The sequence below is a fragment of the Streptomyces acidicola genome, assembly GCF_009377235.1.
Lineage (GTDB): Bacteria > Actinomycetota > Actinomycetes > Streptomycetales > Streptomycetaceae > Streptomyces > Streptomyces acidicola.
Window position 1 is genome coordinate 1 of sequence record NZ_VMNX01000044.1, and the last position, 16,646, is coordinate 16,646.

Consider the following 16,646-nt stretch of genomic DNA (forward strand, 5'->3'; position numbering starts at 1 on the left):
GGCAGGGGCAGGGGGTTTCGGGCGGTACATGCATGCGCATCTACCGCCCGTGCTCATCAACTGCCCCGGCCCGCACCACATTCCGTCGGCTCGCCCTCCCGCGCTGTGACCCCGGACACGCCCGAGGGCGGCACCCCTGGAGTAGGGGTGCCGCCCTCGGTACCTCGGACGGGCCGATCCGGAGAACCGGATCAGAAGTCCATGTCACCGCCCGGCATGCCGCCACCGGCGGGCGCGGCGGCCTTCTCCGGCTTGTCGGCGATGACGGCCTCGGTGGTGAGGAACAGCGCGGCGATCGACGCGGCGTTCTGCAGCGCGGAGCGCGTCACCTTGGCCGGGTCGGGGATGCCCGCTTCGAGCATGTCGACGTACTCACCGGTCGCGGCGTTCAGGCCCTCACCGACGGGGAGGTTGCGCACCTTCTCGACGATGACGCCGCCCTCGAGGCCGGCGTTGACCGCGATCTGCTTCAGCGGGGCCTCGAGCGCGAGCTTGACGGCGGCGGCACCGGTGGCCTCGTCGCCCTCCAGCTCCAGCTTCTCCAGAGCCGTGGAGGCCTGGAGCAGGGCCACGCCACCACCGGCGACGATGCCCTCCTCGACGGCCGCCTTCGCGTTGCGCACGGCGTCCTCGATGCGGTGCTTGCGCTCCTTGAGCTCGACCTCGGTGGCGGCACCGGCCTTGATGACGGCCACGCCGCCCGCGAGCTTGGCCAGGCGCTCCTGGAGCTTCTCGCGGTCGTAGTCGGAGTCGCTGTTCTCGATCTCGGCGCGGATCTGGTTCACGCGGCCCGCGACCTGGTCGGTGGAGCCGGCGCCGTCGACGATGGTGGTCTCGTCCTTGGTGATGACGACCTTGCGGGCGCGGCCCAGGAGGTCCAGGGTCGCGTTCTCCAGCTTGAGGCCGACCTCCTCGGAGATGACCTCGCCGCCCGTGAGGATGGCGATGTCGCCGAGCATGGCCTTGCGGCGGTCACCGAAGCCCGGGGCCTTGACGGCGACGGACTTGAAGGTGCCGCGGATCTTGTTGACGACCAGGGTCGACAGGGCCTCGCCCTCGACGTCCTCGGCGATGATCAGCAGCGGCTTGCCCGACTGCATGACCTTCTCCAGGAGCGGGAGCAGGTCCTTGACGTTGGAGATCTTGGAGTTGGCGATGAGGATGTAGGGGTCCTCGAGGGCGGCCTCCATGCGCTCCATGTCGGTCGCGAAGTACGCCGAGATGTAGCCCTTGTCGAAGCGCATACCCTCGGTGAGCTCCAGCTCCAGACCGAAGGTCTGGGACTCCTCGACGGTGATGACGCCTTCCTTGCCGACCTTGTCCATCGCCTCGGCGATGAGCTCGCCGATCTGGGTGTCGGCGGCGGAGATGGAGGCGGTGGAGGCGATCTGCTCCTTCGTCTCGACCTCCTTCGCCTGGTCGAGGATGGCGGCGGACACGGCCTCGACGGCCTTCTCGATACCGCGCTTCAGGGCCATCGGGTTGGCACCCGCGGCCACGTTGCGCAGGCCCTCCTTGACCAGCGCCTGGGCGAGGACGGTCGCGGTCGTCGTGCCGTCACCGGCGACGTCGTCCGTCTTTTTCGCGACCTCCTTGACCAGCTCGGCGCCGATCTTCTCGTACGGGTCCTCCAGCTCGATTTCCTTGGCGATGGAGACACCGTCGTTGGTGATCGTGGGGGCGCCCCACTTCTTCTCAAGGACGACGTTGCGGCCCTTGGGGCCGAGGGTCACCTTGACGGCGTCGGCGAGCTGGTTCATCCCGCGCTCAAGGCCGCGCCGGGCCTCCTCGTCGAACGCGATGATCTTGGCCATGTGAAGTGGTCCTCCCGGACGGATGGGGTCCCCCCGTGCTCGAAGCGAAGCCGAGAGCTCGGGGGAGGATTGCTCCGGACCGTGCTGGCGCCCGCGACGGACGGCTCACCTGCCTGTGGGTCCCTGCCCCACGCGGCCGGCGGGCCTCACCGACCCGGTCCTCGTTGTCACTCTCACCTTCAGAGTGCTAACGCCCAATGATTAGCACTCGACCCCTGCGAGTGCAAGCGCCTGGGGATGATCCGCAGGTGAACGCGCCCGTGCGCCCCCGCCCGGATACAGGACGCGGTCAGGGTCCCGGTCCAGCACCCTGACCTGAACCTGGACAGAACGAAGGGCTCGTACCCCGCGGGACAACTACCCGTGGGGCACGAGCCCTTCGAAAGTGAAACGAAGTGCGTCGCTGCTGTTCAGTCGGCGCGTGCTTCAGCCGGCCAGACGGACCATGTCCGCCTGCGGCCCCTTCTGACCCTGCGAGATCTCGAACTCGACCCGCTGGCCCTCCTCCAGGGTGCGGTAGCCGTCCATCTGAATCGCGCTGTAGTGGACGAATACATCCGCACCACCGTCGACCGCGATGAAGCCGTACCCCTTCTCCGCGTTGAACCACTTGACGGTGCCCTGAGCCATGCCTAACTCCCCTATTACTGGCCCTTGCACAGATCCACACTTCGCGGATCCGGGTCAGACCTCACCCCCCAACGGTTGGGGGCGTGCGCCGGAACGCGTCGACCGCGGCTGAATGTATCTGTCCAACTGCCGTCTGCAACAGGTCAATCGGACGAGAAATCTGGACAGGCCCGGTCGGGAATGTACGGAGAATTCACCTGACTTCAGGGCAAGTCGGGCTCCACAAAAGGAACATAAGGCGCGAATATCTCGCCGACCCTCGCCCACTTTGGCTACTTCATATCGGGCGCGCGGCAAGAACCCATATGCGCGCGGCGTGAAACCGGAGCCTGAAGCGAACCGCGTTCCCCAACTGTACCGTGCTCAACCATAGAGAATGGCCCCCTCCGCTTCTCTCACGGAGGGGGCCATTCGATGAACTCTCGGTAACCGAAGTTACCGAAGGTAATTATGGGTGCCGCTCAGCCTCCGGCGACGGCCGGAATGATGGACACGCCCGCCCCCTCCGGGGTCGCCGTCTCCAGCCCCTGCTCGAAGCGGACGTCGTCGTCGTTCACGTACACGTTCACGAACCGGCGCAGCTTGCCCTGGTCGTCCAGGACCCGGGCCGCGATGCCGGTGTGGTTCTTCTCCAGGTCGGCGATGACCTCGCCGAGGTTCGCACCCTCGGCACTGACCTCGGCCTGACCGCCGGTGTAGGTACGCAGGATGGTGGGGATGCGGACGGTGACGCTCATGGGTTGACCTCCGGTCAGGGGTGCGGGGGCGCCCCGAGGGGGCACGGGACTGTGTCAATATGCGGCTCCGCCGCGCGAGCACGACCAGCCCTCACCGGCCCGCAGACGAATGACGAGCCGGACCTACACGAGGCCGGCCTCGCGGAACGAGTCGAGGCTGGGACGAATCGTCGCCGTCAGTCCCGTACCCGCCACCGCGTCCAGCGTCTTGAGGCCGTCGCCGGTGTTGAGGACGACCGTGGTCAGGGTCGGGTCCAGCGCACCGTTCTCGATCAGCTTGCGCGTGACACCCACGGTCACGCCACCCGCCGTCTCGGCGAAGATGCCCTCCGTGCGCGCCAGCAGCTTGATCGCTTCCACGATCTGCTCGTCGGTCACGTCCTCCACGGCACCGCCCGTCCGCCGGGCGATGTCGAGGACGTAGGGGCCGTCCGCGGGGTTGCCGATGGCGAGCGACTTGGCGATGGTGTCCGGCTTCTGCGGCCGGACGACGTCGTGGCCGGCCTTGTAGGCGACGGACACCGGCGAGCATCCCTCGGCCTGCGCACCGAAGATCTTGTACGGCTTGTCCTCGACGAGCCCGAGCTTGATCAGCTCCTGCAGACCCTTGTCGATCTTCGTGAGCTGGGAGCCGGAGGCGATCGGGACGACGATCTGGTCGGGGAGCTTCCACCCCAGCTGCTCGCAGATCTCGTACGCCAGCGTCTTCGAGCCCTCCGCGTAGTACGGCCGCAGGTTGACGTTGACGAAGCCCCAGCCCTCGCCGGCCGGGTCGCCGATGAGCTCGGAGCAGAAGCGGTTGACGTCGTCGTAGTTGCCCTCGATGCCGACGAGTTCACCACCGTAGACGGCGGCCATGACGACCTTGCCCTGCTCCAGGTCGTGCGGGATGAAGACGCAGGAGCGGAAGCCGGCGCGGGCGGCGGCGGCCCCCACGGCACCGGCGAGGTTGCCGGTCGAGGAGCAGGAGAGGGTGGTGAAGCCGAATGCCCGCGCGGCTTCCAGGGCCTGGGCGACGACCCGGTCCTTGAAGGAGTGCGTCGGGTTGCCGGAGTCGTCCTTCACGTACAGACCGCCGGTGACGCCCAGCTCCCGGGCCAGGTTGTCGGCCTTGACGAGGGCGGTCCAGCCGGGGTTGAGGTTCGGCTTGCCGGCCACGTCGGCCGGGACGGGCAGCAGGGGCGCGTAGCGCCAGATGTTCGCCGGGCCGGACTCGATCAGCTTGCGCAGCTCTTCGGTCTCGTACGCGGAGAAGTCGTATGCGATCTCCAGCGGGCCGAAACACTCCTGGCAGGCGAAGAGCGGGCCGAGCGGCACCCGGTGGCCGCACTCGCGACAGGACAGAGCGGCGGCGGGGCCGAGGTCGACGGTGGTGGCGTTCGTGGTGCCGGGGTTCGTCGTGTTTCCAGCAGTCTGCACAGCCATGTGAGGCGAGGCCCTTTCTCCTCATCTTCCTCACGACGCATCTCGCCGTGAGACGGATTTGGCACCTTCCCTAGCCGCGAGCCTCGCGAAGCCGATCTACGGTGATCTGTGAACGATCGACGCTGATCGGGTACGAGAACCGGCTGGAGGGTTGCCGGGGCTTCATCGGGCCGTGTCCCTCTGCCCCTCTGGATGAGCGGTATGCGGTTGTGTATGCCGTTGTTGATCATTGAAACGCAAAGGTGACCCCGCAATGCGATGGTCATCCGCGTTGTTCAAGACTGTAACCGAAGGCCAGGACAGTTGAGATAGACGTCCGAACCGCGAGATGGATCACACATCAGCTCGTGTGATCGATCCGCGTGATCGAGAAGACCGATCCGCAGTGATCGAAAAGTGAGGAGCCGCAGACCGTGCTGAACGAAGTCGAGCGCTGGCTGAGCACACGCTCCTGGTCCGTGACCGATCGCCCGCTCCACCGCATCCTGGCCGCCAAACGTTCCTCGGGCCAGTCGGTCAGTGTCGTACTGCCCGCGCTCAACGAGGAGGAGACGGTCGGCGAGATCGTCGCCGCGATCCGTCGTGACCTGATGCAGCAGGTCCCGCTCGTCGACGAGATCGTCGTCGTCGACTCGGGATCGACGGACCGTACGTCGGAGGTGGCCGCCGCCGCGGGCGCGACGGTGGTGCACCGGGACGAGATCCTCCCCCGCATCCCGGCCGTGCCCGGCAAGGGCGAGGTGCTGTGGCGTTCCCTGCTCGTGACCAGCGGGGACATCGTCTGCTTCATCGACGCGGACCTGAAGGAGTTCTCGTCGGACTTCGTCTCCGGAATCGTGGGACCGCTGCTCACCGACCCGGGCGTCGACCTGGTCAAAGCGATGTACGACCGCCCGCTGGGCTCCGCGGCCGGCCAGGGCGGCCGGGTCACGGAACTCATGGCCCGCCCCCTGCTGAACATGCACTGGCCGCAGCTCGCGGGCTTCGTGCAGCCCCTGGGCGGCGAGTACGCGGCCCGCCGCTCGCTCCTGGAACAGCTGCCCTTCCCGGTCGGATACGGGGTGGAGCTGGGCATGCTGGTCGACGCCCTGCACTTGGTGGGCCTGGATGCCCTCGCCCAGGTCGACGTCGGCGTCCGCAAGCACCGCCACCAGGACGGCCAGGCCCTCGGCCGGATGTCCGCCGCGATCTACCGCACGGCCCAGCTCCGCCTGGCGCGGGGCCATATGATTCGCCCCTCCCTGACCCAGTTCGAGCGGGGCGAGGAGGGCTTCGAGCCGCGCACGTACTCGGTGGACACCGAGGAACGGCCTCCGATGGCGGAGATCGAGGAGTACGTGGAACGCAAGGCGGCGTGAGCGGAGCTCGAGGGCTGCTGCGGTGGCCGGTGTTGGCCACCCAGCGGAACCGTACGTTTGAGCGGATGCGACAAGGGCTAGGTTGACGAGCATGGCTTCCGCTTCCGCCGACGGCGCCCGCGTCCTCGTCGCGTCCAACCGCGGCCCTGTCTCGTACGCCCTGGACGAGAGCGGCGAACTCACGGCCCGGCGCGGCGGAGGCGGTCTGGTCTCGGGGCTGTCGGCGATCGGGCCGGAGGCCGGCGCGGTATGGGTGTGCTCCGCGCTGAGCGACGGTGACCGCGAGGCCGTACGGCGGGGTGTGGGAGAGCCCGGCGTCCGGATGCTCGACATCGACGCCGCGACGCACGCGGACGCGTACAACGGCATCGCGAACTCGGTGCTGTGGTTCGTGCACCACATGCTGTACCAGACGCCCCTGGAGCCGGTCTTCGACGCGGAGTTCCGGCGGCAGTGGGCGTCGTACGAGGCGTACAACCGGGCGTTCGCCGAGGCGCTGGCCGAGGAGGCGGCGCAGGGCGCGGCCGTGCTGATCCAGGACTACCACCTGGTCCTGGTCCCGCGGATGCTCCGCGAACTCCGCCCCGACCTGCGGATCGGCCACTTCTCGCACACGCCGTGGGCACCGCCGGAGTACTTCCGGATGCTGCCGGACGACATCGCGGCGAAGGTGCTGAGCGGCATCCTCGGCGCGGACCGGGCGGCGTTCCTGACGCAGCGCTGGGCGGACGCCTTCACGGACTGCTGTCACGCGGTGCTGGGCCCCGGCATCCCGTCGGGGACACGGATCGGGGTGCACGGCCTCGGAGCCGACGCGGACTTCCTCCGCCGGCGGGCGCACGAGGCCGACGTGGACGAGCGGATGGGCGCGCTGCGGGAGCAGATCGGTACGGCGCCGGACGGGAGCCCGCGGCGGTCGATCGTGCGCGTGGACCGCACCGAGCTGTCCAAGAACATCGTGCGGGGGCTGCTGGCGTACGGGCAGCTGCTGGAGGACCGGCCGTCGTGGCGGGAGCGGGTCGTCCACGTGGCGCTGGCATACCCGTCCCGGCAGGACCTCAAGGTGTACCGGGACTACATGGACGAGGTGCGGCGGGTCGCGTCCGCGATCAACTCCCGTTACGGCACGGCGGACTGGACGCCGGTCGTGCTGCATCTGAAGGACGACTTCGCGCGCTCGCTGGCCGCGTACCGGCTGGGGGACGTGGCCCTGGTGAATCCCATCCGGGACGGTATGAACCTGGTCGCCAAGGAGGTGCCGGTCGTCTCCGACGAGGGGTGCGTGCTGGTGCTGTCCCGGGAGGCCGGGGCGTACGAGGAGCTGGGTGACGACGCGGTGGTGGTGAATCCGTACGACATCGGGGGTACGGCGCGGGCTCTTCACGAAGCGCTGTCGATGTCGCCGGGTGAGCGTGCCGAACGCACGAAGCGGCTCGCGGCGGGGGCGACGGCGTTGCCGCCGACGCAGTGGTTCCTGGCGCAGCTGCGCGCGCTGGACGCCTAGCTTTCCTTCGCCCCCGCCGCCCCTACCCGTCCCATCCCTTACCTGGGGGCTGCCGCCCCCGGACCCCCGCTGTCGGCCTGGACGGCCTCGTCCTCAAACGCCGGACGGGCTGCAAAGGTCTCAGGCCGTCGGTGAGTCCATCGCCGCTGCCATTCCCCCCAGTAGCCGTACGACACCCGCCGGGCCGTCCACCACCAGATCCGCCCGCTTCGCCAACGCGGTGACCTCGTTGCTGCCGCTGCACACCAGAAGTCCGGGCACCCCCTCGGCACGGAGGTCCTCGACGGCGGTGAAGGCCGGCAAGTCGCCGAGGTCGTCGCCGGCGTACAGCACCGCTTCGGCGCCGACCTCCCGTACGTACTCCCGCAACGCCACCCCCTTGTCCATACCCGGCGGCCGGATCTCCAGGACCATACGGCCGGGCTCGACCACGAGACCGTGCCGCGTGGCGAGTTCGGAGAGCGGCTCGCGCAGGGCCTCGAAGGCCGCCTGGGGGTCGGCGGCCCGACGGGTGTGGACCGCGACCGCGCGGCCCTTCTCCTCGATCCACGTGCCCTCCTGGGCCCCGGCCCGTTCGAGGACACCGGGAAGTTCGGCTCGCACGGCGGCGACGCCGGGGTGGGGCGGTGGCGCCGTGACGGTGCCGGTGACCGCGTCCCACCGTTCCACCCCGTAGTGACCGAGGACGACCAGGTGCTCCAGGCCGGCCACGCCCGCGAAGCCCCCGTGGTGGACCGCCACACCGGCCGGGCGGCCCGTGATCACGGCCACGGAGGCGACCTTCGGGGCGAGGGCCGCGAGCGCGGGGACCGCCTCGGGGTGGGCGCGGGACTGTTCCGGGTCGGGCACGATCGGCGCGAGCGTCCCGTCGAAGTCCAGCCCGACCACCACGCGGCCGGGACGGGCGAGGATCGCGTCGAGTGCGTCACGCCCGGCCGCGGTCACGGGCGCGGGCAGTGCGTCGGAGAAGCCCGACGAGTTTTTCGGGGCCGCAGAGGCCGCAGAGGCCGCAGAGGCCGTGGAGGCGCTGGGATCACTGGAGGCGTTGAGGTCGTCGTTGGGGTCCGTCGGTTCCGAGTGGGTGCCCATACGGTGACCCTATCCAGGCACCGTCCAGCAGATGCCACCCTCCGGGCCTCGCCCTCCAGACCTCACCTCTCCTTCCGCCGCGCTTCCCGCACCCTCCGCAGCCGGTTCACCGTCACCGGGTCGTGCTCCAGGGCTCGCCGGTCGTCGAGCAGCGCGTTGAGCAGCTGGAAGTAGCGCACCGGCGCCAGTCCCAGCTGCTCCCGTATGGCCCGCTCCTTCGCCCCGGGCCCCGCGAAGCCGCGGCGCTCCAGGGCGAGGATGGCCAGTTCGCGCGGGCTCAGCTCGTCCATGACCAGAACCGTAGCCCTCGCCACTGACACCGCTGAGACCACTCACACGTGCCACCTACTGGTCCGCGCTCTCCGCCGACACCGCCATCTGCTGCAGTCCCTCCAGCACCGCCTCGGGGTTCCCGTTCTCGGAGACGGCCTTGCCTATGCGTTCCTTGACGGCGGCGCTGACCTCGGCCCAGGACTTCTTGCCGACGGGGGGCAGCTCGGCCTGCGGGAGTTCGTCGAGGAAAGGCGTGAGGTCGGCGTCCGACTTGCCGGCGGACATGGCCTCCGACGCGGACGTCGTGACCGGGAGCAGGTCGTACTCGCGGGAGAAGGCCAGCACGTTCTTCTCGCTGTAGACGAAGTCGAGGAACTCGCCGATCGCCTGGCGGTTGCCGTTCTGTTTGAAGGCCATCATCCAGTCGGCGACACCGAGGTTGGCGCGGGCCGCGCCGTCGCGGCCGGGCAAGGGCACCATGCCGAACTCCACGCCCTGCTTGGCGGCGGCCTCCATGAGGGTCGGGTGGCCGTTGAGCATGCCGACCTCGCCGCGCGAGAACGCGGCGAACGCGTCGGCGCGGTTCAGCTTCGCGGGTTCCGTCGAGCCGGTCAGGCCCTTGGCGACCAGTTCGTCCTTGAGCCAGGTGAACGTCTCGATGTTCGCGTCGGAGTCGAGCTTGTAGGAGCCGACGCCGTCGGTGTAGCCGGCACCGCCGCTCAGCAGCCACTGCATGGTCTCGGCCTGGGCCTCCTCCGGGCCCAGCGGCAGCGCGAAGGGAGTCTTGACGCCGTTGGCCTTCAGCGCGGCAGCGTCCTCCGCGAGGTCGTTCCACGTCTGAGGCGTGTCGGTGATCCCCGCGTCGGCGAACAGCTTCTTGTTGTAGAAGAGCACCCGCGTGGACGCGGCGAACGGCATCCCGTACGCGATCCGCCTCACCTTGCCCGAGTCGCCGAGCTGCGGCAGGAAATCGGCCTGTACGGGGATGGAGAGCAGCTGACCGGTTTCGTAGAGCTGGTTCCGTGCGGCGTATTCGGCGTACGAGCCGATCTGCGCCATGTCGGGCGCCTTGCCCGCCGCGACCATCTCCTTGACCTTGCGGTCGACGTCGTTCCACGAGTAAACGCTGACCTGCACCCGCACGTCCGGGTGATCGGCCTCGTACTTCTCGACGAGCTCGTCCCAGTATTTCTTCGAGCTGTTCCCCGCGGAGTCGCCGTACTCGGCGGCGACCAGTCTCAGCGTGACCTCCTGCGCTGTGGCAGGGCCCGCGCAGCCGGCGACCGCCGCCGTCATGCCCAGCGCGGTAACCACCGCGAGCCAACCCGTCGTACGCCGGCGATGCGCAGGCAGATGCACTGTCAGTACTCCAACTTCTTGGTCCAGGCCCCGTGCGTCCAGCCTGAATCGCAGACAGACGTTCAAACCTGTACTTCCCACACTTCGGCACAAGGTCTACACCACGTAAGTGGACTAGACCTCTTCCAGGTGCACGGGCCACACTGTTCCCCGTGAGACATGTCATCGCGCTCGACGTGGGCGGCACCGGGATGAAGGCCGCCCTGGTGGGGGCACCACACGGCTCCGCGCCCTCCGCCGGGCCGCCCCCCGCCTTGCTGCACCAGGTCCGCCGGGCGACCAGCCGCGAGCGCGGCCCGGACGCCGTCGTCGAGTCGATCCTCGACTTCGCCGCCGAGCTGCGCGCCTACGGAGAGCGCCGCTTCGGCGAGCCCGCCGCGGCCGTCGGCGTCGCCGTCCCCGGCATCGTCGACGCCGAGCGGGGCACCGCCGTGTACGCGGCCAACCTCGGCTGGCGCGACGTCCCGCTGCGCGCGCTGATCGGCGAACGGCTCGACGGCGTCCCGGTCGCCCTCGGTCACGACGTACGGACGGGTGGACTCGCCGAGGGCCGGATCGGCGCGGGCCAGGGCGCGGACCGCTTTCTGTTCGTGCCCCTCGGCACCGGGATCGCGGGCGCGATCGGCATCGGCGGCACCGTCGAGGCGGGCGCGCACGGCTTCGCGGGCGAGATCGGCCACATCGTCGTACGGCCCGGGGGCGTGCCGTGTCCGTGCCGGCAGCGCGGCTGTCTGGAGCGGTACGCGTCGGCGTCCGCCGTCAGCGAGGCCTGGGCCGCGGCGTCCGGGGACCCCGAGGCGGACGCGGCGGACTGCGCCAAGGCCGTCGAGTCCGGGGACCCCCGCGCACAGGAGGTCTGGCAGGGCGCCGTGGACGCGCTCGCCGACGGGCTCGTCACCGCGCTCACCCTCCTGGACCCACGCATCCTGATCATCGGTGGCGGGCTCGCCGAGGCCGGGGAAACCTTGTTCACACCGCTACGGGCCGCCGTACAGCGCCGCGTCACCTTCCAGAAGCTGCCGCCCATCGTCCCCGCGGCCCTCGGGGACACCGCCGGATGTCTGGGCGCGGGGCTGCTGGCCTGGGATCTGCTGACCACCACTCCTACGACTCCGGAGGTAACCACCTGATGGCCACGGCCAGTGAACGGGACCGGCAGAGTCCGGTGCCGGACCGCGCTCCGCAGCATTCCGACCGTGCTCGCCGTGCTCCCCGCGATTCCCGCGGCGCGCCGTGCACGGTGCTCTCCGGCGCCCGGGTGGTCCTGCCGACCGGCATCGTGGAAGGCGGCCGCGTGGTCGTCGAGGGCTCGCGGATCGCGGATGTGTCGAAGGGGCCAGACGCGTCGGAACGGGTGGACGGTTCGGGACGGGCGGACGGTGCCGCCGGGATCGCCGAGGGCGCCCAGGTCATCGACCTCACCGGCCACTGGCTGGTCCCCGGCTTCGTCGACATGCACAACCACGGTGGCGGCGGCGCGTCCTTCACCTCCGGGACGGCCGACGAGATCCTCCAGGGCATCCACACCCACCGCCTCCACGGCTCCACCACCCTCGTCGCCTCGACCGTCACCGTCGACATGGACTTCCTCGCACAGCGGGCGGGCCTGCTGTCCGAGCTGGCCGAGCAGGGTGAGATCGCGGGCGTCCACTTCGAGGGCCCGTTCATCTCGCCCTGCCGCAAGGGCGCGCACTCCGAGGCGCTGCTGCGCCACCCGGACCCGGCCGAGGTCCGCAAGGTGATCGACGCGGCGCGCGGTCACGCCACGATGGTCACGCTCGCCACCGAACTCCCGGGCGGCATCGACTCCGTACGGCTTCTGGTGGAGCACGGGGTGATCGCGGCGATCGGGCACACGGACGCCTCGTACGAGCAGACCGCGGAGGCGATTGACGCGGGAGCGACCGTGGCGACGCATCTGTTCAACGCGATGCCCCAGCTCGGCCATCGCGAGCCCGGTCCGGTGGCGGCGCTGCTGGAGGACGAGCGGGTCACCGTCGAGCTGATCAACGACGGTGTCCATCTCCATCCGGCGTCCCTGGAGCTGGCGTTCCGTCATGCGGGTGGCTCCCGGGTGGCGTTCATCACGGACGCGATGGACGCGGCGGGCTTCGGGGACGGGCGGTATCGGCTCGGTCCGCTGGAGGTCGACGTCAGCGCGGGTGTGGCGCGGCTGGTGGAGGGTGGTTCGATCGCGGGTTCGACGCTCACGCTGGACCGCGCGTTCCAGCGTGCCGTCACCGTCGACCGGCTGCCGGTGGAGGACGTGGTCGCCGCCGTCGCCGCCAATCCCGCCAGGCTGCTGGGCGTCTACGACCGTGTGGGCTCCCTCGATCCCGGCAAGGACGCCGATCTGGTGGTCCTGGACGCTCAGTTCGCGCTGAAGGGGGTGATGCGGCGGGGTGAGTGGGTGGTCGCACTCTGACCGGTGAAAGCGGGCGGCCGGCTTCCGGGTCTGGGCCGACCGCCACCTCTTTTGGCATGATCAGGACCAGCAACAGCTTTCCCGGCCCGACGAAGTGCGCCATCGAACCTGGGGGGAGGACCGGCCCTGGTGATCCTCACGGTCACGCTGAACACCGCTCTCGACATCACCTATCGCGTACGGAACCTGACACCCCACACCTCGCACCGGGTGACCGAGGTGACCGAACGCCCCGGCGGCAAGGGCCTGAACGTGGCGCGCGTCCTCGCGGCCCTCGGCCACGAGGCGACCGTCACGGGCTTCGCGGGCGGCACGACGGGACGCGCCCTGCAGGAGCAACTCGCCCACACCACCGGCGTCGTCGATGCACTGGTGCCCGTGGAAGGCACGACCCGCCGCACCGTCGCCGTGGTCGACGCGACCGGTGACACGACTCAGCTCAACGAGCCGGGCCCGGCCATAACGCCCGCCGAGTGGAACGCCTTCCAGGAGGTGTACGAGGACCTGCTGGGCTCCGCCTCCGCGGTCGCCCTGTGCGGCAGCCTGCCGCAGGGAGTGCCCGTGGGCGCGTACGCGGGACTGGTCCGGGCCGCGCGAGCGGCGAACGTCCCGGTGCTCCTCGACACGAGCGGTGAGCCCCTGCGCCGGGGCGTGGCCGCCCGCCCGGACCTGGTCAAGCCGAACACCGAGGAACTCGCCGAGCTCACCGGTTCCCACGAGCCCTCCCGGGCCACCCGGGACGCCCGCCGCCGCGGCGCCCATACGGTGGTCGCCTCTCTGGGTCCCGACGGGCTGCTGGCCCACACCGCCGAGGGCCACTGGCGGGCGACGCCGCCCCGCCGCGTCAGCGGCAACCCGACGGGCGCGGGCGACTCGGCGGTCGCGGGGCTGCTGTCGGGTCTCGTGGAGCGTCTGCCGTGGCCCGAGCGGCTGACCCGGGCGGTGGCACTGTCGGCCGCGACGGTCCTGGCACCCGTGGCGGGCGAGTTCGACCGGGCGGCGTACGAGGAGCTGGTGGAGCAGGTGCGGGTGACCGGAGAGGCCGACGCGGCCTGAGCACCGCTCACCAACCACCGGTCACCGGGCCGTTCGGCTCAGTCCGTCACCAGGTACGGCCCTTTACCGGGTCACTCCTTCACCAGGTACAGCTTGTCCAGGTTGACGTCACACTGGTTGCCCGCCTCGCAGGAGAGCTTGATGGTGTTGGTGCCCTTGTTCAGCTGGACGTTCGCCCAGGTCTCCGTCCAGCCCTTCTCGTAGTCGCCCTCCGCGGCGTTCGCGAAGTTCTTCATGTTCAGCGGGCGGGTCTGGGCCGTGCCGTTGACCGAGAGCGTGGCGTCGGCGTCCTTGCCGGGTACGCCGTAGTTGACGTACAGGCGGTACTGGGCCTTCTTCGGGATGCCGTTCACGTTCCACGTCACGGACGCGCCGGGCACGTTGAAGCCGGTCACGTACACGCCGCCGTCCGCCTTCGCGCCGGAGATGTCCGACGCGGTGGTGGCGCCGCCGCCGAGCAGCAGCGCCTTCGCGTCTATCTTCGGCAGCTCGGCCTCGTCGGCGTTGTCGTCGGCCTGCCGGGAGGACGACTGGCTGGGCTCGGCGCTCCCGTCGGCCGACGGGGCGGAGGACGCTCCGGTGTCGCCACCGGTGTTCTCGCTGTCGTCGCCCAGCATGGCCACGCTGATGCCGATCACGACGGCGGCGACCACGGCGATCGCGCCGATGAGGAGGCCCTTGGTGTTGGGTCCGCGGCCCCGGCCGCCACCGCCACCGCCGTGCGCGGCCTGACGGGTCGTGGGCGCGCCGCCCGGGGTGGTCTCGGGTGCCTGGTAGTGCGCGTTCGGCTGGCCGTAGCCGGCCTGTTGCGGCACCTGGCCGTACGCGGCCGTCTGGCCGGGCTGCTGCGGGGCCTGGGCGGCCTGCTGCCCGTACTGACGCTCACCGACCGCCCGCACCCTGTTGACGGCGTTGGGGTAGCCGTAGCCCCCCGACGGCGGCTGGGCGCCCCGGGCCTGACCGTCGGCGTACAGATAGCCGAACGGGTCGTCGTCCTCGGGCGTGCTCGCGCCGTTGTTGCCGGGCGTCATCCCAAGATCTCCTCAGCGGTGCGGTACAGATTCGGTACGTGTGTGAGTGGCGAGCCTACCCGCTCCAGGTGGCCCAAACGGGTGACTCCGGTTGGATCATCACGCCGATCACACCGTCCGTCTTCACCCGAATCACGGTGCTGACCTGCGGGAAGAGGGCCGTGCACCTGGAGTGCACGTGGAGTACACCGGTGATTCACCCCGCACGCCGGTGCTGTCTGGGACGAGACCGTTTCTCGATGTACATCCGCTCGTCGGCCGACTTCAGCACCTCGTCGGCCGTCATGCCGCAGTGGGCCCAGCCGATGCCGAAGCTGGCACCGACCCGCATGGCGCGGCCGTCGACGCGGATCGGCTGGATGATCTCGTTGCGCAGCCGTACGGCGAGGTCCTGGGCGTCGGCCCGGCCGAGTCCGTCGGCGAGGACCACGAACTCGTCGCCGCCGAGGCGGGCGACCGTGTCCCCGTCGCGCACGGCGCCGCCGAGGCGCCGGGCCACCTCGATGAGGACGGCGTCGCCCGCGTTGTGCCCGAAGCGGTCGTTGATGGACTTGAACCCGTCGAGGTCGCAGAAGAGCACCGCGAGCCCCTTGGTGCCGTCGTCGTGCTCGCCCTCGGGGGCGACGACGTGCACATGGTGGTCGAAGGTGTCGTACGTCCCCGGCCCGGCACCGAACGCGTACCCGTGACCGTTCGCGTCGAACGCCGGGTGTCCCTCGATGAACTGGTCGTACCGCTCGAACGCCGCGTCCATCGAGTCGGCCGCGCCGGCGGGCAGCGACTGCGAGCGCCGGCAGAGGCGGGCGGACAGACGGGAGCGCAGCTCGGCGGAGTTCGGCAGGCCGGTGAGCGAGTCGTGCGAGGCACGGTGGGCGAGCTGGAGCTCGCGGCGCTTGCGCTCCTCGATGTCCTCGACGTGGGTGAGCAGGAAGCGGGGCCCGTCGGCGGCGTCGGCGACCACGGAGTTGCGCAGGGACACCCAGACGTACGTCCCGTCACGGCGCCCGAGCCGCAGCTCCGCGCGTCCGCCCTCGGCGGAGGTCCGCAGGAGCGTGCCGATGTCCTCGGGGTGGACGAGGTCGGCGAAGGCGTAGCGGCGCATCGCGGAGGCGCGGCGGCCGAGCAGCCGGCACAGCGCGTCGTTGGTCCTGAGGATCCGGCCCTGCTCCTCGCCGCCCATCTCGGCGATGGCCATGCCGGACGGGGCGTACTCGAAGGCCTGCCGGAACGATTCCTCACTGGCGCGCAGGGCCTGCTGCTCCCGCTCGAGCCTGACCAGCGCGCGCTGCATGTTGGCCCGCAGCCGGGCGTTGGCGATCGCGATGGCGGCCTGGAAGGCGTACATCTGGAGCGCCTCGCGCCCCCAGGCGCCAGGGCGGCGCCCGTTGCGCGGCCGGTCCACGGAGATCACACCGAGCAGCTCGCCGCACGATGTGCCCGAGGTGCCTGAGGCACCCGGGGTGTACATCGGCGCGAAGAGGCGGTCGGCGGGGTGCCACTCGTCCTCGAAGCGGGGCGCGGGGCCGTCGGTGAACCACTGGGGCACATCGTCGTCGTCGAGTACCCAGCCCTCCGTGTGCGGTATGAACCGCAGGTCGCCCCAGGCCTCACCCATGCCAAGCCGACGCTCCCAGGAGTCGCGGGAGCCGACGCGGCCGGTGATGAGGGCCTCCGCCGCGGAGTTGCCCGCGAGCGCGGCGACGACGAGGTCCCCGTCGGGGCGCACGAGGTTGACGCACGACAGCTCGTAGCCGAGTCCGTTGACGATGCCGTCGGCGACGGTCTGCAGCGTGTCGGCCAGGCTGCGTGCGGTGTTCATGTCCGCCATGACCTGATGCAACTGCCGCAGAGTCCTCAGCCGGACGTACGGCTCCGAGTCGGTGTCGGTCTCCATTCGCCCTCCCCCCGAGGTCTCGCAGCAACTCCAGGGTTGTCATCGGCGTGC

14 protein-coding genes and 1 riboswitch are annotated in these 16,646 nt (G+C 70.3%); of the genes, 5 read left to right on the top strand and 9 right to left on the bottom strand.

The genetic code is table 11. The features are described 5' to 3' along the window. Window positions 1-191: 191 nt before the first annotated feature. The 4 genes from groL to thrC all read right to left on the bottom strand — a co-directional run bounded on the left by groL (window position 192) and on the right by thrC (window position 4,606). A complete protein-coding gene (gene groL / locus FPZ41_RS14625) occupies window positions 192-1,814 on the bottom strand; it encodes a chaperonin GroEL (protein WP_131571650.1) in 1,623 nt (540 codons plus the stop codon). A 426-nt stretch (window positions 1,815-2,240) separates the two neighbouring features. Then, window positions 2,241-2,444 (bottom strand): cold-shock protein, encoded by a 204-nt coding sequence (locus FPZ41_RS14630; protein WP_009339379.1) that lies wholly within the window; start codon window positions 2,442-2,444, stop codon window positions 2,241-2,243. Window positions 2,445-2,905: 461 nt separating this feature from the next. Continuing rightward, window positions 2,906-3,181, bottom strand: a complete 276-nt coding sequence (locus FPZ41_RS14635; RefSeq protein WP_152862734.1) for a MoaD/ThiS family protein — start codon at window positions 3,179-3,181, stop codon at window positions 2,906-2,908. A gap of 123 nt (window positions 3,182-3,304) precedes the next feature. Next, window positions 3,305-4,606 (bottom strand): threonine synthase, encoded by a 1,302-nt coding sequence (gene thrC / locus FPZ41_RS14640; protein ID WP_152862736.1) that lies wholly within the window; start codon window positions 4,604-4,606, stop codon window positions 3,305-3,307. Window positions 4,607-4,624: 18 nt separating this feature from the next. Continuing rightward, window positions 4,625-4,805, bottom strand: a riboswitch (SAM riboswitch). Window positions 4,806-5,019: 214 nt separating this feature from the next. Here thrC and FPZ41_RS14645 point away from each other — a divergent pair. Together FPZ41_RS14645 and FPZ41_RS14650 are read left to right on the top strand one after the other, a co-directional pair. Further along, window positions 5,020-5,964 (top strand): glucosyl-3-phosphoglycerate synthase, encoded by a 945-nt coding sequence (locus tag FPZ41_RS14645; RefSeq protein ID WP_322620231.1) that lies wholly within the window; start codon window positions 5,020-5,022, stop codon window positions 5,962-5,964. Between the two features lie 91 nt (window positions 5,965-6,055). Further along, window positions 6,056-7,468, top strand: a complete 1,413-nt coding sequence (locus tag FPZ41_RS14650; RefSeq protein ID WP_152862738.1) for an alpha,alpha-trehalose-phosphate synthase (UDP-forming) — start codon at window positions 6,056-6,058, stop codon at window positions 7,466-7,468. A gap of 120 nt (window positions 7,469-7,588) precedes the next feature. Here FPZ41_RS14650 and otsB read toward each other — a convergent pair whose 3' ends face one another. The 3 genes from otsB to FPZ41_RS14665 all read right to left on the bottom strand — a co-directional run bounded on the left by otsB (window position 7,589) and on the right by FPZ41_RS14665 (window position 10,126). Further along, window positions 7,589-8,557: a trehalose-phosphatase gene (gene otsB / locus FPZ41_RS14655; protein ID WP_152862739.1), complete on the bottom strand. Its 969-nt coding sequence runs from the start codon at window positions 8,555-8,557 to the stop codon at window positions 7,589-7,591. A 62-nt stretch (window positions 8,558-8,619) separates the two neighbouring features. Continuing rightward, complete coding sequence (locus tag FPZ41_RS14660; RefSeq protein WP_152862741.1) at window positions 8,620-8,847, bottom strand: DUF3263 domain-containing protein; 228 nt, start codon at window positions 8,845-8,847, stop codon at window positions 8,620-8,622. A gap of 55 nt (window positions 8,848-8,902) precedes the next feature. Then, on the bottom strand, window positions 8,903-10,126 hold the full coding sequence (locus FPZ41_RS14665) for an extracellular solute-binding protein (RefSeq protein WP_152862743.1): 1,224 nt from the start codon (window positions 10,124-10,126) through the stop codon (window positions 8,903-8,905). Between the two features lie 215 nt (window positions 10,127-10,341). Here FPZ41_RS14665 and FPZ41_RS14670 point away from each other — a divergent pair, with 215 nt between their 5' ends. The 3 genes from FPZ41_RS14670 (at window position 10,342) to FPZ41_RS14680 (ending at window position 13,670) form a co-directional block, all read left to right on the top strand. After that, a complete protein-coding gene (locus FPZ41_RS14670) occupies window positions 10,342-11,319 on the top strand; it encodes an ROK family protein (protein ID WP_322620232.1) in 978 nt (325 codons plus the stop codon). Further along, window positions 11,319-12,614 carry an N-acetylglucosamine-6-phosphate deacetylase gene (gene nagA / locus FPZ41_RS14675; RefSeq protein ID WP_152862747.1) on the top strand — a complete coding sequence of 432 codons (1,296 nt, stop codon included), beginning with the start codon at window positions 11,319-11,321 and terminating at the stop codon, window positions 12,612-12,614. The genes FPZ41_RS14670 and nagA overlap by 1 nt, the downstream gene beginning before the upstream one ends. Window positions 12,615-12,743: 129 nt before the next feature. After that, complete coding sequence (locus FPZ41_RS14680) at window positions 12,744-13,670, top strand: 1-phosphofructokinase (protein WP_322620233.1); 927 nt, start codon at window positions 12,744-12,746, stop codon at window positions 13,668-13,670. 71 nt (window positions 13,671-13,741) lie between these two features. Here FPZ41_RS14680 and FPZ41_RS14685 read toward each other — a convergent pair whose 3' ends face one another. Beyond that, window positions 13,742-14,701 (bottom strand): CBM35 domain-containing protein, encoded by a 960-nt coding sequence (locus FPZ41_RS14685; RefSeq protein ID WP_152862751.1) that lies wholly within the window; start codon window positions 14,699-14,701, stop codon window positions 13,742-13,744. A 196-nt stretch (window positions 14,702-14,897) separates the two neighbouring features. Then, a complete protein-coding gene (cdgB, locus tag FPZ41_RS14690) occupies window positions 14,898-16,595 on the bottom strand; it encodes a diguanylate cyclase CdgB (RefSeq protein WP_152862753.1) in 1,698 nt (565 codons plus the stop codon). Window positions 16,596-16,646 lie beyond the last annotated feature (51 nt).